Origin of the sequence: Glutamicibacter protophormiae, assembly GCF_014647495.1 — a bacterium.
In the GTDB taxonomy this organism is placed as follows: domain Bacteria; phylum Actinomycetota; class Actinomycetes; order Actinomycetales; family Micrococcaceae; genus Glutamicibacter; species Glutamicibacter protophormiae.
In genome coordinates this window covers 112,994-130,022 of the sequence record NZ_BMPH01000011.1, presented here as the reverse complement: position 1 = coordinate 130,022, position 17,029 = coordinate 112,994, and the positions used below count along the sequence as shown (strand labels likewise).

General features: G+C 62.9%; 13 protein-coding genes, 1 tRNA gene and 1 riboswitch. Of the genes, 8 read left to right on the top strand and 6 right to left on the bottom strand.

What is annotated here, in order from left to right:
• Position 1: 1 nt before the first annotated feature.
• The 3 genes from IEY43_RS18220 to IEY43_RS13380 all read left to right on the top strand — a co-directional run bounded on the left by IEY43_RS18220 (position 2) and on the right by IEY43_RS13380 (position 2,951).
• Positions 2–1,033, top strand: a complete 1,032-nt coding sequence (locus tag IEY43_RS18220) for a M23 family metallopeptidase (protein WP_229777403.1) — start codon at positions 2–4, stop codon at positions 1,031–1,033.
• A gap of 130 nt (positions 1,034–1,163) precedes the next feature.
• Positions 1,164–1,328, top strand: a riboswitch (cyclic di-AMP (ydaO/yuaA leader).
• Positions 1,329–1,333: 5 nt separating this feature from the next.
• Positions 1,334–2,227, top strand: coding sequence for a C40 family peptidase (locus IEY43_RS13385; RefSeq protein WP_188949077.1), 894 nt, complete (start codon positions 1,334–1,336; stop codon positions 2,225–2,227).
• Positions 2,228–2,456: 229 nt separating this feature from the next.
• Positions 2,457–2,951 (top strand): HNH endonuclease, encoded by a 495-nt coding sequence (locus IEY43_RS13380; RefSeq protein WP_188949076.1) that lies wholly within the window; start codon positions 2,457–2,459, stop codon positions 2,949–2,951.
• A gap of 30 nt (positions 2,952–2,981) precedes the next feature.
• Here IEY43_RS13380 and IEY43_RS13375 read toward each other — a convergent pair whose 3' ends face one another.
• A complete protein-coding gene (locus tag IEY43_RS13375; protein WP_188949075.1) occupies positions 2,982–3,392 on the bottom strand; it encodes an NUDIX hydrolase in 411 nt (136 codons plus the stop codon).
• 187 nt (positions 3,393–3,579) lie between these two features.
• Here IEY43_RS13375 and IEY43_RS13370 point away from each other — a divergent pair, with 187 nt between their 5' ends.
• On the top strand, positions 3,580–4,809 hold the full coding sequence (locus IEY43_RS13370) for an ROK family transcriptional regulator (RefSeq protein WP_188949074.1): 1,230 nt from the start codon (positions 3,580–3,582) through the stop codon (positions 4,807–4,809).
• Positions 4,810–4,973: 164 nt separating this feature from the next.
• Here the strand turns inward: IEY43_RS13370 and IEY43_RS13365 are convergent.
• Both IEY43_RS13365 and IEY43_RS13360 read right to left on the bottom strand, forming a co-directional pair.
• A tRNA-Arg gene (locus IEY43_RS13365) sits at positions 4,974–5,047 on the bottom strand.
• A gap of 64 nt (positions 5,048–5,111) precedes the next feature.
• Positions 5,112–5,777, bottom strand: a complete 666-nt coding sequence (locus tag IEY43_RS13360) for a hypothetical protein (protein ID WP_188949073.1) — start codon at positions 5,775–5,777, stop codon at positions 5,112–5,114.
• Positions 5,778–5,865: 88 nt separating this feature from the next.
• On the opposite strand from IEY43_RS13360, the gene pcrA reads away from it, so the two are divergent.
• From pcrA to sucD, 3 genes are all read left to right on the top strand, one after another.
• Positions 5,866–8,247, top strand: a complete 2,382-nt coding sequence (gene pcrA / locus IEY43_RS13355) for a DNA helicase PcrA (protein WP_188949072.1) — start codon at positions 5,866–5,868, stop codon at positions 8,245–8,247.
• A gap of 242 nt (positions 8,248–8,489) precedes the next feature.
• Positions 8,490–9,662, top strand: coding sequence for an ADP-forming succinate--CoA ligase subunit beta (gene sucC / locus IEY43_RS13350; protein ID WP_188949071.1), 1,173 nt, complete (start codon positions 8,490–8,492; stop codon positions 9,660–9,662).
• A gap of 16 nt (positions 9,663–9,678) precedes the next feature.
• Positions 9,679–10,581 carry a succinate--CoA ligase subunit alpha gene (gene sucD / locus IEY43_RS13345; RefSeq protein ID WP_188949070.1) on the top strand — a complete coding sequence of 301 codons (903 nt, stop codon included), beginning with the start codon at positions 9,679–9,681 and terminating at the stop codon, positions 10,579–10,581.
• Positions 10,582–10,764: 183 nt separating this feature from the next.
• On the opposite strand, the gene IEY43_RS13340 is transcribed toward sucD, so the two are convergent.
• Together IEY43_RS13340 and IEY43_RS13335 are read right to left on the bottom strand one after the other, a co-directional pair.
• Positions 10,765–11,097 carry a hypothetical protein gene (locus IEY43_RS13340; protein ID WP_188949069.1) on the bottom strand — a complete coding sequence of 111 codons (333 nt, stop codon included), beginning with the start codon at positions 11,095–11,097 and terminating at the stop codon, positions 10,765–10,767.
• Between the two features lie 113 nt (positions 11,098–11,210).
• On the bottom strand, positions 11,211–14,561 hold the full coding sequence (locus tag IEY43_RS13335; protein ID WP_188949068.1) for a DEAD/DEAH box helicase: 3,351 nt from the start codon (positions 14,559–14,561) through the stop codon (positions 11,211–11,213).
• 87 nt (positions 14,562–14,648) lie between these two features.
• Between IEY43_RS13335 and IEY43_RS13330 the strand changes: the two genes are divergently transcribed.
• Positions 14,649–15,827, top strand: coding sequence for an LOG family protein (locus IEY43_RS13330; RefSeq protein WP_188949067.1), 1,179 nt, complete (start codon positions 14,649–14,651; stop codon positions 15,825–15,827).
• A 69-nt stretch (positions 15,828–15,896) separates the two neighbouring features.
• On the opposite strand, the gene IEY43_RS13325 is transcribed toward IEY43_RS13330, so the two are convergent.
• Positions 15,897–17,000: a VIT1/CCC1 transporter family protein gene (locus IEY43_RS13325; RefSeq protein ID WP_188949066.1), complete on the bottom strand. Its 1,104-nt coding sequence runs from the start codon at positions 16,998–17,000 to the stop codon at positions 15,897–15,899.
• Between the last annotated feature and the right edge of the window lie 29 nt (positions 17,001–17,029).

Here is a 17,029-nt window from a genome sequence, read left to right as displayed (position 1 = left end):
TTTGGTAGAAACCAAGACGACCGGCCGTCGCGCCGCCGTTGTTGAGCTGGATGTGATTGGCGAAATTACTGCTGCCGCTACCGAGCGCGCTGGCGGACGCCGCGCATCTCGTGCGAGCGAATCAGTTGCAGCCATCGCGCCCGCAGCGCCCGTGCACGCCAACTATGTAGGCCGCCGTTTCGAAGAACGCTCACGCTACGGCATCGCCCCTACCCGCCAGATGCTGGTGCTGGAAGAAGCGGGCAGCAATGTCATTGCACTGCCTGGTGCGATCGCTGTCGAGCCGGAATCCGCAGAGATCTCGAGCAACGTTGAATTCATCTCGAAGCTGGATACGGGTTCCAAAAAGCCATCGCGACTTGGATTTAGCCACAAGGTTGCCGCAGTTGCCGCCGTCTCGGGCCTGGCCCTTGCCGCTGTTGCTCCGCAGTTCTCGGGCTCGTCCAGCGATGACGTGAACATGGCAGTTGCCTCCGAGCGCACCGCAACCTCCGCAGTAGTGGACGTAACCGCACCGGGGTCGGCCGGCCTGGACGTCGAGCGTGCAGCTTTGACTTCAGAGCTGAACCCCAATGTGGCGGGTGAAGAGAAGCTGTCTGAGGTCATGGCGGCTTCCGGCGGCAAGGTGACCGCCATCAAGTCGACTTCCGGTCTGCTTGACCGTCCAGTGAAGTCGAACCGCATCACCTCGCCTTTCGGACACCGCAACAACCCGACCGGCGCTGGCACCATGATCCATGGTGGTACAGATTACGGTGTGGCCTGCGGCACTGAGGTTTATGCCTCCGCATCCGGCACCGTAACAGTCGCAGGATGGGCCGGCCACTCGGGCAACCGGGTCATGGTGGACCACGGCGACGGTCTGGAGACCGGCTACAGCCACAACACGAAGGTTCTGGTCAACGTCGGAGACAAGGTCAAGCGCGGCGACTTGATCGCGCTGAGCGGCACCACCGGCAACTCCACTGGCTGCCATGTGCACTTCGACGTCATCATCGACGGGCAGTTCAAAGACCCCGCCGGCTGGTTGTAACGATCTCCGTCACCATTCCGTGACCTAAACGTGACATTTGGAAAATCATCCTATAGGCTTATAGGCGTGCCAGGGGGGATCCTCTGAGCAACATTGCGTGAGAACCGAGCACTGCCAACACGCAATGTGCACTTATAAACAACTCGTACGGCAGTGGCGGGGGAACCAATATCGGGTAGTTAGTTTGAACTAACAACCCTAGGGGTGAAGTGGAAGAGAAGGAAACTTCGAATCCACCGAGGTAACTCCACTTCGAACCCGACAGCTTACCTCGTAGGTATCAAGGAGAGGCTTTAAAAAGTGACCAAGCGTCAAACTCACGGACGTCGCCGCGCCGATGTGCCACGTACCAATTCTCTGGAAGCGATCTCGCAGGCTGTTGCATCAAATGCCGGCTCTGTAGGTCGTCAGGCAGCTGTCGTAGCTGCAGCTTCCGGTCTGATCATCACCCTGGGTGTACCGGGCCAGGCCACTGCCCCACGCGACGTTTCCGCAGCTCCGGTTGATACGATCAACCCAGAGCGCGTGGCAGTCAAGGCTGTCAGCGTTGCCGCTGACAAGAAGTCTTCGGTGGATATCGAGCGAGCCAGCTTCACTGCTGATGAGAAGCCGGAACCGGTCGTCATCGCAGTAGCCAATGAAGTTTCCGCGACTTCTTCGAACGCGTCGGCTCCAACGACCCGCTCGAACGCCTCGGCTCCAACCACCCGTGCGAATCAGTCGTCTTCCAGCAGCTCCTCGGATGACTTCGCTCCGGTGACCCGGCAGAACGTCAACAGCCAGTCGAGCTCCACCCAGTCGACCAGCACCAAGAAGAAGGCCAAGAGCACCTCTTCGGTCAACACGTCGAACCTCTCCGGCATTGCGGCTACCGCTGCTAAGTACGTCGGTGTTCCATACGTATGGGGCGGCAACGGCCCTTCGGGCTGGGATTGCTCCGGCTTCGTGAAGTACGTTTACGCACAGCACGGCATCAACATCGCCCGCGGCACCTCGGCAATTCTGGGTTCCGGCCAGTTCAAGCGCACCAGCAACCCTAAGCCGGGCGACCTGGTGTTCCAGAACGGTGGCGGCCACGTTGGCATCTACCTGGGCGGCGGTCAGATGATCGGTGCACAGAACCCAACCGTGGACACCATGATCCACTCGGTGAGCCGTAACCCACTGTACGGTTACTACACTCTGGCTCGCTGAGCCTAAAGCTTTCCATAGGCCGTCGAACGTGAAATACGTTCGGCGGCCTATTGCTTTAAGCGGGATGAACATCTTGGCCTTCATAGATGAACTCCGCAGAATATCTGTCTTGAACCCTCACGTAGCAGCGGGTTGATCCCTTAGGCTTGCGATAGAGCCTTTCCATAGGGAACGCGAGCCCCACCAATGCCAGATGGTGGCTATCGGTTCAAGAAGGAAGTACTGCAAGATGCGAACACTGGTTTTGAATGCCGGCTACGAGCCCTTGGCCGTGGTGACTTTCCGCCGAGCCCTTTTACTGGTTATGGCGGAGAAAGCCACCATCGTCCTGCAGGATGACTCGTCCCCCGTGCGCAGTGCTCATGGCGAGTTACCGCGGCCAACGGTCATCGTCTTGAAGCGCTATGTACGACGCCCCTACAGGGACATGAATCATGTCACGCGTAGGGGCGTTCTCCGTAGGGACGGCTTTACCTGCGCCTACTGCGGCAAGTCAGCCAACACCATCGACCACGTCATTCCCCGCAGCAGGGGCGGCCGGAATACGTGGGAGAACCTGGTGGCGGCCTGTCTGGCCTGCAATAGCCGCAAGGCCGACAAGATGCTTGCCCAGCTCGGCTGGCAGCTTCGTGTCACCCCGCATCGCCCACGCTACGGAGGGCATCTGGTCTCGGGGCTCAACCACATCGATGACTCGTGGGATGTCTACCTCCAAGCCGGCTGATCCCTTGCCGTCGGAGTCAAGAGTCCTCGACTAGGCTCCGGCGCGAGCAATCGCGGATGGCAGCACGTGCTCGCGCAACAGCGGCGCGAGATCGTCGCGCAGCAGCGCCTTCTTCGGGTCGATCCAAAGGAGTTCTTCAAGCTCGGCCAATGGTTCGAGCTTGCCACTGAGGTGTCCCGAGAAAAGATGTGCGTGGATCGAGGTGGAGGCCTCATTGGCGGCGGGACCGTGCCACTCGCCGCGGTACTCTAGTGCATCCGGCGCGAAGTCGACACCGAGCTCTTCCTTAATTTCTCTAATGACAGTTTGTAAAGGCGACTCGCCTTTCTCGGGTTTGCCGCCAGGTTGCATGAACTTGCTGGTTCCGCGTTTGCGGACCAGCAGGATTTCTCCTTGGTTGTTGATTAAACAAGCAGCTGATATCGTCAATTTTTTCTGCATGAATTCACAATATCGCGTGTGCGAAGCTGTCGCAGGTGGTAACGTGCTTAAGTGGATCTCCAACGTTTTTAGTTGTTGTTCGCCGTGGTCTTATTACTCGCAATTTTTTGACCGAGTTGGTGGTGACAGGTGAAGGCCGAGGAACGGAAAGATCGATCCATCAAATTTATAGATCTATGGAGCATTAATGCGACGGGGTACCAACCTAGGGCGCTTGGGAGACTTCAACCAAGCCGTAATTCTTGAATCCATCCGTAGGGCACCGGATGGAATCAGCCGCGTTGAACTGGCAAGTTCGACGGGTCTGTCACCGCAGACCATTTCAAATGTCGTGCGTCGCCTGCTTGACGACGGCATCGTGCGCGAAGACCGCACCATCGTTTCCGGCCCGGGCAAGCCACGTACCGTGCTCGAGCTGGAAGGAAACCGCTTGGTTTCGATTGGTATCCACCTGGATCCCAGCGTGCTGACCTTCGTAGCCATGAACCTGCGCGGCGAAGTCCTGCGCGAGCGCAGAATTGAGGTTCCTAACCTCGAAGTGGCTTCTGAGACCGTGCAGCAGATGGCGACTACTGTCAAGGAGCTCATCGCCGAGATCCGTGTTCCGAAGAAGCATATTGTCGGAGTTGGCATTGCCGTGCCTGGGCCGGTCAACGTCGAAGAAGGCGTGGTCATTAATCCACCGCTGCTCGACGGCTGGGCCGACGTTGAACTCGTTAATCCGCTGCGCAAGCTTCTGCGCCTGCAGGTCATCATCGAGAAAGACACGATTGCCTCCGCAGTTGGGGAACTGTGGCAGTCGAAGGAAGAAAAGACCGACGACTTCGTTTTCGTCTACTGCGGTCACGGCTTCGGTGCCGGCATCGTCATCGATGGCGATGTCCACCACGGTTCGAGCAACAACGCCGGCGAAATCGGGCATTACTCCACGGGGCACAAGTCCGTGTTCTGCGAAGAGTGCGGCGCCGATGACTGCCTCGCTTCAGGGACCTCCTACGAGTTCATCGCTGCGAAGGCCAAGGAACGCGGTCTGGATCTGCCAGCTTACGAAGTCCTCGGCCCCGAGCAGCGCGCAGAAGGCATGAACCGCCTCACCGAACTGGCGCTCGAAGGCAATGCAGTAGCCAAGGAACTGGTCACTGAGAGCATGGTCATGGCAGCCGAAGTCGCCGGCCAGTTGGCCAACGCGCTGGATGTGCGCGAGGTCGTCTTCGGGGGGCCGCAATGGGACAAGGTCAGCGAGCTCGTCGGTGAAGACGTCGATGCAGCGGTCAAGCGCCGTTTCGGCTTGCGTACGGTGCACGACATCGACACCCGCACTTCCACGCTGGGTGCCAACGTTGGAGCCGTTGGCGGCGCCTGCGTCGTCATGGACGCATCGCTGTCACCCAAGGCCACTGCCTTGCTGTTGCGTTAGCCGTTATTCGGCCCAACGCCATCATTGGGTGCGTTCCATATGGGACGCACCCTTTTGCGTGTTCGGGCGCGATGCCGAGCCAGAAGCGAGGGATCTGGCGCAGCAGACGAGTATGGGCGCTTCCGCACGATGAACCTCGTGTGGAAGCGCCCTTGATATCTCGGTGCCCCTGGCCGGAATCGAACCGACGGCCTACCCTTTAGGAGAGGGTCGCTCTATCCTACTGAGCTACAGAGGCTGGGCGTGAAAACACCATCAAGACTATCCTACTAGGAACTTGCCGGGGGAATCACACGGCCGCGTCAGGAGCTCTGGTCGCGGATCTCGGCCATTTTACGTCTCAGTGAACGGTTGGCCCTGGACAAGCCGAGCCCCAGGATCAGCCCGGCGGTTATGAACAGCAGCGCCCACCGAATAGTGGTGAGGATCGACGCGAGCATGACGGCTCCGGCAGTCACCTCATCGGCGGAGAACAAGGCATCGATGGCGAAATTCTCCACTATATCGGCCACGGCGAAGCCCAGCGGGGCGCACCAAGCCAGCAGTCGGGTCTGGCGGCGCGGAATCCAACGGATGAATAACAGCATGCTCATCGCGGCGGTGAACAGGGGGAATAGTATGCCTGCGGTTTTGTGAACATAGTTCAGCTGTCCTCGGGCATCCTCGTCCATGACGCTGCGCAGCGCTTCAATATCCTCCACCGTGTAGCCGAAGACCCGCTGGTCCGGCATGGACAATCCGTTGCTGAGGTCAGACATCTGGCTCAACGCCATCCCGTGGAGATAGATAAACAGAAAAAGACTGATGACCAATCCGGCAGAGATCAGCAGCATGGGATTGGATTTGTTCTCGTGGGAAGTGCTTTGAACGTTATGTTTGTTCAGCTTCCGGTCCAAAACCTCACCCTGCTGCTCGACGAACTGGGAGGGTTTGCGGTATTCCTTGGACTTCCTGACCTTCTTTGCCATACCTTCCATTATGCCCGGTAGGCTGTGTCCCGGTTCGCTCGACCGGCATCCCGATACTGTCCAATGCGCCACGTAGACTGGCTACACCATGGATTTCCTTTTTGATGACTTCGCTCCTGAACCCACACCTCAGGCTTTGCCAACCGCGGACGAACTTCTTGTAGGCATGAACCCGCAGCAGGAAGAGGCCGTGCGCTACGCAGGAGGCCCGCTGCTGATCATCGCCGGTGCCGGCTCGGGCAAGACCCGCGTTTTGACCCATCGCATCGCGTATCTGTTGGCCACGGGGCGCTCCCGGCCGCACGAAATCCTGGCCATTACCTTTACCAACAAGGCCGCGGCCGAAATGCGCGAACGTGCCGCCGAGCTCATTGGCGAGGACCATGCGAAAAAGATGTGGATCTCCACGTTCCACTCGTCGTGCGTGCGCATCCTCCGCCGCGAGGCCGCCACCATCGGCTTGAAGTCGAACTTCTCGATCTACGACTCGGCAGACTCGCTGCGCCTGATCACCCTTGTTTCCAAGGGATTGGACATTGATCCGAAGCGCTTCACTCCCAAGGCCATCGCGCACAAGATCTCCTCGCTCAAGAACGAACTGATTGACGACGAGGACTACTCGGCGACCATCAACACGAATGATCCGTTCGCCCGGGCCGTTTCCGAGGTCTACCGTGGGTACACCCAGCGGTTGCGCGCAGCCAATGCGCTGGACTTCGACGACCTGATCGGCCAGGTCGTGTACATGTTCCGGGCGTTCCCGGCGGTGGCGGACAACTACCGCCGCCGGTTCCGCCATGTGCTGATCGACGAATACCAGGATACGAACCACGCCCAGTACTCGCTGGTTCGCGAACTCACCGGCCCCGACGGAAAGACCCCTCCGGGAGAACTGACCGTGGTCGGCGACTCCGACCAGTCCATCTACGCCTTCCGCGGCGCCGATATCCGGAACATCATCGAATTCGAGAAGGACTACCCGAACGCGGCGACGATCAAGCTGGAGCAGAACTACCGTTCCACGCAAAACATCCTGACCGCTGCCAACGAGGTTATCAAGCTCAACCCGGACCGCAATGACAAGCGGCTGTGGACCGCCAGCGGCGACGGCGAACAGATCGTGGGCTACGTGGGGGAGTCGGAGTCCGACGAGGCCCGGTGGATCGCCGAGGAGATCCTGCGGCTGAATGACGACGAAGATGTGCGTCCCGGCGACATAGCCATCTTCTATCGCACCAATGCCCAGTCGCGCGCGCTCGAAGAGCAGCTGATGCGCGTCGACCTGAAATACCGGGTGGTCGGTGGGACCCGGTTCTACGACCGCAAGGAAATCAAGGACGCATTGGCCTACCTGCGCGCCCTGGTGAATCCGGAGGACGACATCAATGTCCGGCGCATCCTCAATGAACCCAAGCGCGGCATCGGGGATCGTGCAGAGGGTGCGGTCGCCGCGTTGGCGGAACGCGAGCGCATCTCCTTCATGGATGCGCTGCGCCGCTCGGACGAGGCTCCGGGTCTGGGTACCCGCGGCATCAAGATGACTGCGGCATTCGTGGCGCTCATGGACGACCTCCAGACGGTGGCCGAAGGCTCGGGCCCGGCCGAGGCGCTGGAGGCAGTGCTGGAACAGACCGGGTACTTGGAGACCCTTCGGTCCTCCAGCGACCCGCAGGACGAGTCCAGGGTCGAGAACCTCGCAGAATTGGTCGCCGTGGTACGCGACTACGTGAACGACGAACCCGAGGGCGGTCTGGCCGGCTTCCTGGAGCGGGTCGCGCTGGTGGCCGACGCGGACCAGATCCCCGAAGCCCCGAGCGACGAGGAGGGCGCCGCCATGGCGGCGCGCGAAGGCATGGTGACGTTGATGACCCTGCATACGGCCAAGGGGCTGGAATTCCCCGTGGTGTTCCTGACCGGCATGGAGCACGGCGTCTTCCCTCATCAGCGATCCATGACCGATGAAAAGGAACTGGCCGAAGAGCGACGCCTCGCCTATGTCGGGCTGACCCGTGCCCGCGAGCGTCTCTACCTCACGCGCGCCGAGCAGCGCAGCCTCTGGGGGCAGGCGCAGTACAACCCGGCCAGCCAATTCCTGGAAGAGGTCCCAGCCCAGCTGATCGACTGGAAACGCGAGGGATCCTCCTTCGGCTCGGGGCTGTCCTTCGGGTCGGGAGCGGTCAACTTCGCCACAAGCCGCTACGCGCGAGGCAGCCACTGGGGGTCGGGTTCGTCGATGGCGAACACCCCGGCCCGCGGGCACAACGCCGCGCCAGTTTCAAAGCAGCGCGTGGTCCAGAACAAGGAAATCGTCATCCCGGAGGTCGGGCAGTCGGTCAAGCATTCGAGCTTTGGCTTGGGCACTGTCATCGCGTTGGAGGGCGCCGGGGATAAAACCGTGGCGAAAGTCCAATTTCCGGACTCCGAGAAACGGCTCCTGCTTCGTTACGCTCCCCTCGAAATCGTCGAATAGTCAATCCAATAAGCCTGTTGGCTTGGTCACAGTGATAACCAATCGTTGAATCCTGCGGAATCTCTACAGCTTGTAAAAGTGGGCAGATCGAGCAACTAAGGATAGTCTGAGAAATGCGCACGGCCTATGGCGCCATTTCGGCGCTTATTTGGTTGCGGTGCGCTCTCTTTGGGTACGGCACGGACGCAGGTCCGTGACTGTGCCGCGAGTCAGCATGAACTTCGAACGAAGGACACAAACCCGTGGACCTGTATGAGTACCAGGCGCGCGATCTATTCGAGGCACACGGCGTTCCCGTGCTTGCCGGTATCGTCGCTTACACCCCTGAAGAAGCCAAGGCCGCAGCTGAGAAGATCGGCGGCGTCGTAGTCGTTAAGGCTCAGGTCAAGGTCGGCGGCCGCGGCAAGGCTGGCGGCGTTAAGGTTGCCAAGACCGCAGACGAGGCTTTCGAGCACGCATCGAACATTCTCGGTATGGACATCAAGGGCCACACCGTGAACAAGGTCATGATCGCACAGGGTGCGGACATCGCCGAGGAATTCTACTTCTCCGTGCTGCTGGACCGTGCAAACCGCAACTACTTGGCCATGTGCTCCGTAGAGGGCGGCATGGAGATCGAGCAGCTGGCCGAGGAGCGCCCGGAGGCGCTGGCTCGCGTTGCCGTTGATCCGCTGGTCGGCATCGACGCCGAAAAGGCCGCCGAGATCGTCGCAGCCGCCGGTTTCGCCGAGGAGCTGCGCGGCAAGGTCGAAGAGACCCTGCAGAAGCTGTGGGTCGTCTTCAAGGAAGAGGATGCAACCCTCGTTGAGGTCAACCCGCTGGTGAAGACCGGCGCAGGCGACATCGTCGCACTGGACGGCAAGGTCTCCCTGGACGACAACGCTTCCGAGGTCCGCCACCCGGCTCACGAAGAGCTCGAGGACAAGGGCGCAGCCGATCCGCTGGAGGCCAAGGCCAAGGCCGCGGGCCTGAACTACGTCAAGCTGGACGGCGAAGTGGGCATCATCGGCAACGGTGCAGGCCTGGTCATGTCGACCCTGGACGTTGTCGCCTACGCTGGCGAGAACCACGGCGGCGTGAAGCCGGCGAACTTCCTGGACATCGGCGGCGGCGCCTCGGCTGAGGTCATGGCTTCGGGCCTGGACGTCATCCTGAACGACCCGCAGGTCAAGTCCGTGTTCGTCAACGTCTTCGGCGGCATCACCGCATGCGACGCCGTGGCAAACGGCATCGTCGGCGCGCTGAACACCCTGGGTGACGCAGCGAACAAGCCGCTGGTCGTCCGCCTGGACGGCAACAACGTTGAAGAAGGCCGCGCCATCCTGGCCGAAGCCAACCACCCACTGGTGACCCTGGCAGCAACCATGGACGAGGGCGCCGACAAGGCCGCCGAGCTCGCCAACGCAGCGAAGTAAGAGGGATTAGCGAACAATGAGCATTTACCTGAACAAGGACTCCAAGGTCATCGTCCAGGGCATCACCGGCGGCGAAGGCACCAAGCACACCGCCCTGATGCTGAAGGCTGGCACGAACATCGTGGGCGGCGTGAACGCCCGCAAGGCCGGCACCACCGTGACCCACGGCGAGCAGGAAATCAAGGTGTACGGCACCGTGGCCGAGGCCAAGGCCGAGACCGGCGCAGACGTCTCGATCGTCTTCGTTCCGCCGAAGTTCACCAAGGACGCCGTCGTCGAGGCCATCGAAGCCGAGGTCGGCCTCGTTGTGGTCATCACCGAAGGCGTGCCGGTCCAGGACTCCGCCGAATTCTGGGCCCTGGCCCAGTCGAAGGTCGATGCCGACGGCAACCAGATCACCCGCATCATCGGCCCTAACTGCCCGGGCATCATCACCCCTGGCGAGGCGCTGGTCGGCATTACCCCGAACAACATCACCGGCAAGGGCCCGATCGGCTTGGTCTCCAAGTCCGGCACCCTGACCTACCAGATGATGTTCGAACTGCGCGACCTGGGCTTCTCCACCGCCATCGGCATCGGCGGCGACCCGGTCATCGGCACCACCCACATCGACGCCCTGGCTGCGTTCGAGGCGGATCCGGAGACCAAGGCCATCGTCATGATCGGCGAGATCGGCGGCGACGCCGAGGAGCGCGCAGCCGAGTACATCAAGGCGAACGTCACCAAGCCTGTTGTGGGCTACGTGGCAGGCTTCACCGCCCCTGAGGGCAAGACCATGGGCCACGCGGGCGCCATCGTTTCCGGCTCGGCTGGCACCGCCCAGGCCAAGAAGGAAGCACTGGAAGCTGCCGGCGTGAAGGTGGGCAAGACTCCTTCGGAGACCGCCGTGCTGCTGCGCGAAGTTTTCGCAGCCCTCTAAACGAGGTTTCAAACCCGGTGTGACCGGGTGGGAGCGCAATGGCCGCCTGTGCCACGGGATTACCGTGGCTCGGGCGGCCATTTTTCGTCTCCACGGCGTTGTGGCTACGAATCAGAAGATTTGGGAAACGGCCCCAAGCCGGCTCTGGGATGCTGGCCCGGGGTATTGCAGTGCTCGGGGCGCCTAGCCCCGCAGGCCGGTTGCGGCCTCGGTGTCCACCCTCAGGAACGAGGATCCAATGACCGCGAAGGCTCCCGGAATCAACAGCATCCGATGCTTCGGGTTATAGAAGATCTCATCCAGCGGAGAAGCGAGGACTTTCCGGATTTTTTCCAGAAGCCGGTCGTTCTCCAAGAGCAGGCGCTCCTGCTCGGTTTCAATCACCACACGATCTGCTTCCGTCGTCACCGAAGCGTTCATCCAGTCATCTTTCGGTGTACTCAGAGTCTCCGATTTGATCAGGGACACGGTTATGACCGCCTTCATCTTGCGCTGCCCCCTGGAGAAGACCTCCATGGGGGTGCCCGACTCGTGCGTCCGGTGTGTCGTAACGCACATGAGGTGGCATATTGAATATATCGTGTCTTGCTGGTAAGCGCCTGCTAAACCACGAAGAGTTAATCAACCTGTTACTCGAGCAGGCCCCGGATGTCCTGCGCGGTCAGCGCCTTGGAGAAGCCGTCGGCCTCGTCCATGACGGTGTTGATCAGCTTCCGCTTGGAATCCTGCAGGGCCACGACCTTCTCTTCGATGGTTCCCTTGGAGATCATGCGGTAGACCATCACCTGGCGCGTCTGGCCGATGCGGTGGGTGCGGTCGATCGCCTGGGCCTCCACCGCGGGGTTCCACCACGGGTCAAGCAGGAAGCAGTAGTCCGCCTCTGTCAGGTTCAGCCCGAAGCCGCCGGCCTTCAGCGAAATCAGGAACAACGGGGCCTCGCCCTCCTTGAACTGCTGGATGACCTCCGCGCGGTTGCGGGTGCTGCCGTCAAGGTAGACGAACTTGATTCCGCGCGCGGTCAGCTTCTCGGCCAGCACCTTCAAATACGAGGTGAACTGGCTGAACACCAGCGCTCGGTGCCCTTCGTTGAGCACATCGTCGAGTTGGTCGAAGAGCGCTTCGAGCTTGGAGCCGGGTATCCCCGCCAGTTCCGGATCGACCAGCGAAGGCTCCAGCGCGAGCATGCGCAGGTGCGTGAGCGACTGGAAGATGGTGAAGCGGTTCTTGTCCAGGTCCTCGACCAGGTGCAGGATCTTCTGGCGTTCGCGGTTCAGGTGCGTGTCGTAGACGTGCTGGTGCTCGTCGGACAGGCGCACCAGCACCTGCTGCTCCTGCTTGGCCGGCAGGTCCAGCACCACGGATTCCTTGGTGCGGCGCAGCATGAACGGCTTCACGCGGCGCTGCAGCAGGGCCAGCGTCTCCTTGTCGCCCAGCACCTCGATGGGGCGGGCGAACTGGCGGTTGAATCGGCTGATGTTCACGAACAGCGACGGGGAGGTCAGCGACAGCAGCGCGCCGAGCTCGGAGAGGTTGTTCTCCATCGGCGTGCCGGTCACCGCCAGCTTGAAGTTGGTCTGCAGGTTCACCGCGGTGCGGTGGGCCTTGGTTGAACGGTTCTTCACGAACTGGGCCTCGTCAAGGATCAGCCCGGCGAAGCGCTGGGATTCGTAGATCTCGTCGTTCAGGCGCAGCAGGGTATAGGTCGTGAGCACCACGTCGTAGCCCTCGGCCAGCTCGCGCAGCTGCCGGGCGTCGCCCAGCGTGGAATCGATGCTGATGACCCGCAGGCTCGGCGCGAAGCGGCGGACCTCCATTTCCCAGTTGGAAACCACGGAGCTCGGGGCGACGACCAGGAATGGTGCGCGCACCCGCTGGGCCGGCGGCAATTCGGCGCAGGCCTCGGGGTCTTCCCACAGCTTGTGGGCGTGCAGCACCAGGGCGATGGTCTGCAGGGTCTTGCCCAGGCCCATGTCATCGGCCAGGATGCCGCCGAAGCCGCCCTGGTAGAGGCGGGCCAGCCAGCGGAAGCCGTCGACCTGATAGGGGCGCAAGGTGGCCTGCAGGGTGTCCGGCACGGCGGCCTGGCCGCCTTCGGCGACCCGCAGCAGCGAGCGCATGCGGCCGATGAACAGGTCCGCCCCGTCGATGCCCTCGGCCAGCTCGTCCAGTTCTTCGAACAGCGAGATCTGGAATACCGAGAGCTTCAGGTCGGCGTCCTTCGGCTTGTCGTTCAGCGACTGGGCCTCGTCCACCAGCTCCTTGAGCTTGGCGAAGATCGGCTGGTCCAGGGAGAACCAGGAATTGTCCGGCAGCTTCAGTTTCATGGCGCCGTTGGTCATGGCCTTCACGATGTCAGCGAACGGCACCTCGTGGGAGCCGACGGAGATCAGCAGGCCCAAGTCCAGCCAGTCGTTGCGTTCGTGGTCCACGGCGTTGATCTTGAGCTTGGGCAGCTCGCGCAGCTGGCGGTAGACCGGACGCGGCCCGGTTTCCTCCAGCTTGAGCGTGTTCAGCGCCTCCAGGGCGGGGACCAGCTCGGAAACGAAGGTGATCATCTGCTCGCCCGAGTAGAACTTGGGGGACAAGTCCGGGTTGCCGGCGCCCATGACCCGTTCGAAGACCTCGTTGACCGCTGCACGCAGGAAGCCCTCGGCCTGGGCGTCGTGGGGCTTGTGCTCGTCGTCCACCCCCGGGTAGCTGATGGAGAAGTCCAGGGTCGCCGATTCCTTGGAACCCTCCGCGGTCTGCTCCACCTTGTAGTCGACCTTGGCGCGGACGAACGGCGGCTTCAGCTCGGGGAAGACCAGGGCCTCGGAGGTGCTGCGCACGCCGAAGGTCCGGGCCATGCGCGGGTATTCCGTATCGAAGAACAACTGGTGGTCCTCCGCCGGCACCTGGAGGCGCTGGTGCGAGTCGTACCAGTTCAGCTGCTTGTCGGAGAGGCGGTCCAGGCTCGGGGCGATCAGGATCTGCTCCGGGTCGTCGAGCTGGATGTAGAATCCGTGGTTGCCGATGGTTCCGGCAGGGCTGTAGTCCTCCAGCGCCAGGTCCTGGCCCGCGGTGTGCAGCACGCCGTGCACCTGCAGGTTCTCCCGCTCGTCGAGTCCTGCGACCAGTTCGGTCCATGACTGCCCGGCGACCAGGACCGACAGGTCGTTGCGGGTGCCGATCAGCTCGATGCCCAGCTCGTGGGCTTCGTCCAGCAACGGCCAGAGCAGGTTCGAGGAGTACTCGTCCAGGAACAGCCAGTCTTCGTCGGTCTTGAAATTCGTTTGGGTGTTGCTGCGGGACATCGCCGCGAACCGGCAGAACCAGTGGTGCTGCGCGCGCAGCAGGTTCCAGCCGAAGGTCTTGAAGCCGATGGTGGTCCAGCGCAGCTGGCCGCGGACCCAGCGTCCTTCGGAATTGCGCACCATGGGGCGTACGCCCAGGCGGAAGCGGCGGTTGCGGTGGGTGGCATGCGGGAGCTTGCTGACCGGCAGCCATTGCTGCTGCTGGGTGGTGTTCTTCGCGTCGAAGAGCAGGAACTGCAGCGCCATCGGCACCACCGGGTCGTGGGGGGAGCCGACCAGGCCGTCGCTGGGGAGCGGCTCGCGTTCGGCATACCAGGTGTCGGCCTGCTTGGACCAGGTGGTGACAACCTTCTCTTCCAGCTTGGTCGCCGCCTTGGCCAGCCCGGAGAGCTTGTTGGAGGTCAGCACCAGGGCGGCGATGTGCGGGCAGATGCCCCGGGTGTCGCAGCTGCATTCGCCCGAGTCGATTTCCCATCCGGAGGCGCCGCGGCGCAGCTGGATCATGGGAGAAAAGTCCTCGCCGCCGGCGAACACGGTGCCTTCGATCTGCCCCGATGACTCCTCGAATTCAACATCGACCACGGCATTGGCTTCGTCGGCGAGTTTCTTGCCGTGGAAGAAGGGAACGTTGCCCAGGAACGCCAGCAGATGCCGTGCGTCGATGGTCGGTGGAACAGCATTAGTCATCCGCTTATCGTTTCACGTTCTGGCCCGTCGTGAAAGTTGAGAGCCCCCTACTGTGAATAATCCCTAACTGTCACGTAGCGTGGAGCCATGTCCCAAGTCTGGCCGTATCTTCCGGCGCGAGCCGTGAACATCACTTCACTGGCAGAATTTGACAGGTTGGCGGCCGAAGCGCTGGGCTTCCAGCGCTCCCGCGGCCGCAGCTGGCGTGTGCACCGGGTGGATCTGCGTGAACGCGATACGGAGCTCGCGGCGCTGGACCTGGCGGAGGCGCTGTTCATCGACTGCCAGTTCAGCGAGGCCGGCCGCGCCCTGGTGCAGCGCACCGGCGGCCTGTGCATGGACTCGGGCGAGCAGCTGCCCTTCCGCACCAGCGGCCGAGGCCTGTACACCCCCGAGGAGCTGTACGAGGGAATCCGAAGCCAGACCTATGACCACGTGCCCGACGCGTTGATCTACACCTATTCGCAGCAGCACGGCCCGCGCCGGTCGCTCACCGACGACCAGGCGATGGCTGCAACGCTGCACGACCACCATGTGGGGCAGGCGTTGATCGCCGAGGTCTACGACGGCGCCTTCAAGGACACCCCGATCATCGGGGTCATGGGCGGGCATGCACTGAGCCGCGGCACCGAACGGTATGCGCAGGCGCTGGACCTGGGCGCGCAGCTGACCCGCGCCGGATACGCGGTAGCCACCGGCGGGGGACCGGGAGCCATGGAAGCAGCGAACGCCGGGGCGTGGCTGGCCGACTACGGGCCGGCGGAGGTCTCCACGGCCCTGCAGATGCTGGCCGCCGAGCCGGATGCGATCCGCCGGCGCACCGGCTGGGCGCGCACCGCGCTCGCCGTCAAGGCCCGCTTCCCCTCGGAACGCACGTCGCTGGGGGTGCCGACCTGGTTCTTCGGGCACGAGCCGCCGAACTTGTTCGCCACGCACATCGCCAAGTTCTTCGCCAATTCGACCCGCGAAGCGCTGCTGCTGGAGCAGTCCAACGGCGGGATCGTGGTGCTGCCTGGATCCGCGGGCACGGTGCAGGAGATCTTCCAGGACGCCTGCGAGAACTACTACGCCACCGGGGCCAGGGTGGTGCCGCTGGTGCTGGTCGGCCGCGAGCACTGGACCCGCACCTTGCCGGCCTGGCAGCTGCTCAAGGCGCTGGCCGCCGAGCAGACCATGGAGGACAAGATCGCGCTGGTCGATTCGGTGGCCGAGGCAGTGGAATTCATCGGCGGCATGCAGCCGCTGCGCCGGCGCACCAGGTTTTGAGAACGGAAGCGGCCGCCGCCTGGTGGATCAGGCGACGGCCGCGGGACTGGCTGACGGGGCCAGCGGGGCTCAGGCGACGTTGGTGCCGAACAGCAGGCCCAGGCAGTAGGTGACGGCGGCGGCGCCCCAGCCGATGGCCAGCTGGCGCAGGCCGCGCTTCATCGGCGAAGCCCCGGACAACAGCCCGACGATGCCGCCGGTGATCATCAGCGCGGCGCCGACCAGCAGCACCGAGGTGATGATCGCGGCCAGGCCCGACATGCCGAAGATGTACGGCAGGATCGGAATGACCGCGCCGGAGGCGAACAGGCAGAAGGAGGTCGCCGCGGCGCCGGTGGCCGAGCCCAGTTCCTCGTGCTCGTTCTCCAGTTCTTCGGCCCGGGCTTCCGGGTTCAGCGAGAAGGACGGGTTGCAGTCGCAGGTGAACAGGCCCATGCGTTCGGCGGCGCGGTGCTCGGCGTCCTCGTCGGTCATGCCGCGGGCCTTGTAGATGAGCACCAGTTCGTTGGCGTCCAGATCCAGGTCCGGAGCGGCGGTCAGGGTCACCTGGGTGGGGCGCGAGGCGGTGAGCAGCTCGCGCTGGGAGCGCACCGAGACGTATTCGCCCGCGGCCATGGACAGCGCGCCGGCCAGCAGGCCGGCAATGCCGGAGAACAGCACCAGCCCGGAGGAAACGCCGGTCGCACCGATGCCCATGACCAGGGCCAGGTTGGAAACCAGGCCGTCGTTGGCGCCGAAGACGGCGGCGCGGAAGTTGCCCGACAGCTGCGCGCGGCCGGCGGTGGCCAAGGCGCGGACGACTTCCTCATGGACCTGCTCGTCGGCGGCCATCTGCGGGGAGGCATCGGCATCGGTCGCGTAGGGGGTGCTGCTTTCGGCCCGCTGGGCCAGCGCCAGCACAAACACCGAGCCGAAGCTCAGCGCCAGGAAACGCAGGAAGCTGCGGCGCAGCGAGGGCCGTACCGGGCGGGCATGCTCGCCGAGCTTGGTGCGCCAGTATTCCTCGTGGCGTTCCTCGGCCGCGGCCAGGCCCAGCAGGATCTGCTTTTCCTGTCCGGTCTTCCTTCGGGCCAGCGCGCGGTAGATCGCGCCTTCGGCGACCTCGTCCGCAACGTACTTGCGCCAGCGGCGGATCTGGGCGGGGGTGGGCTGCGTCGCGGGGTGTTGCGGCATCACGAGGATGACTCTCCTACGGCTTGGGA

Coding starts and splice junctions, on each gene's coding strand:
- IEY43_RS13380 (WP_188949076.1), top strand. CDS start 2,457: ATGCGAACACTGGTTTTGAATGCCGGCTACGAGCCCTTGGCCGTGGTG.
- IEY43_RS13375 (WP_188949075.1), bottom strand. CDS start 3,392: ATGCAGAAAAAATTGACGATATCAGCTGCTTGTTTAATCAACAACCAA.
- IEY43_RS13370 (WP_188949074.1), top strand. CDS start 3,580: ATGCGACGGGGTACCAACCTAGGGCGCTTGGGAGACTTCAACCAAGCC.
- IEY43_RS13360 (WP_188949073.1), bottom strand. CDS start 5,777: ATGGCAAAGAAGGTCAGGAAGTCCAAGGAATACCGCAAACCCTCCCAG.
- pcrA (WP_188949072.1), top strand. CDS start 5,866: ATGGATTTCCTTTTTGATGACTTCGCTCCTGAACCCACACCTCAGGCT.
- sucD (WP_188949070.1), top strand. CDS start 9,679: ATGAGCATTTACCTGAACAAGGACTCCAAGGTCATCGTCCAGGGCATC.
- IEY43_RS13340 (WP_188949069.1), bottom strand. CDS start 11,097: ATGGAGGTCTTCTCCAGGGGGCAGCGCAAGATGAAGGCGGTCATAACC.
- IEY43_RS13335 (WP_188949068.1), bottom strand. CDS start 14,561: ATGACTAATGCTGTTCCACCGACCATCGACGCACGGCATCTGCTGGCG.
- IEY43_RS13330 (WP_188949067.1), top strand. CDS start 14,649: ATGTCCCAAGTCTGGCCGTATCTTCCGGCGCGAGCCGTGAACATCACT.
- IEY43_RS13325 (WP_188949066.1), bottom strand. CDS start 17,000: ATGCCGCAACACCCCGCGACGCAGCCCACCCCCGCCCAGATCCGCCGC.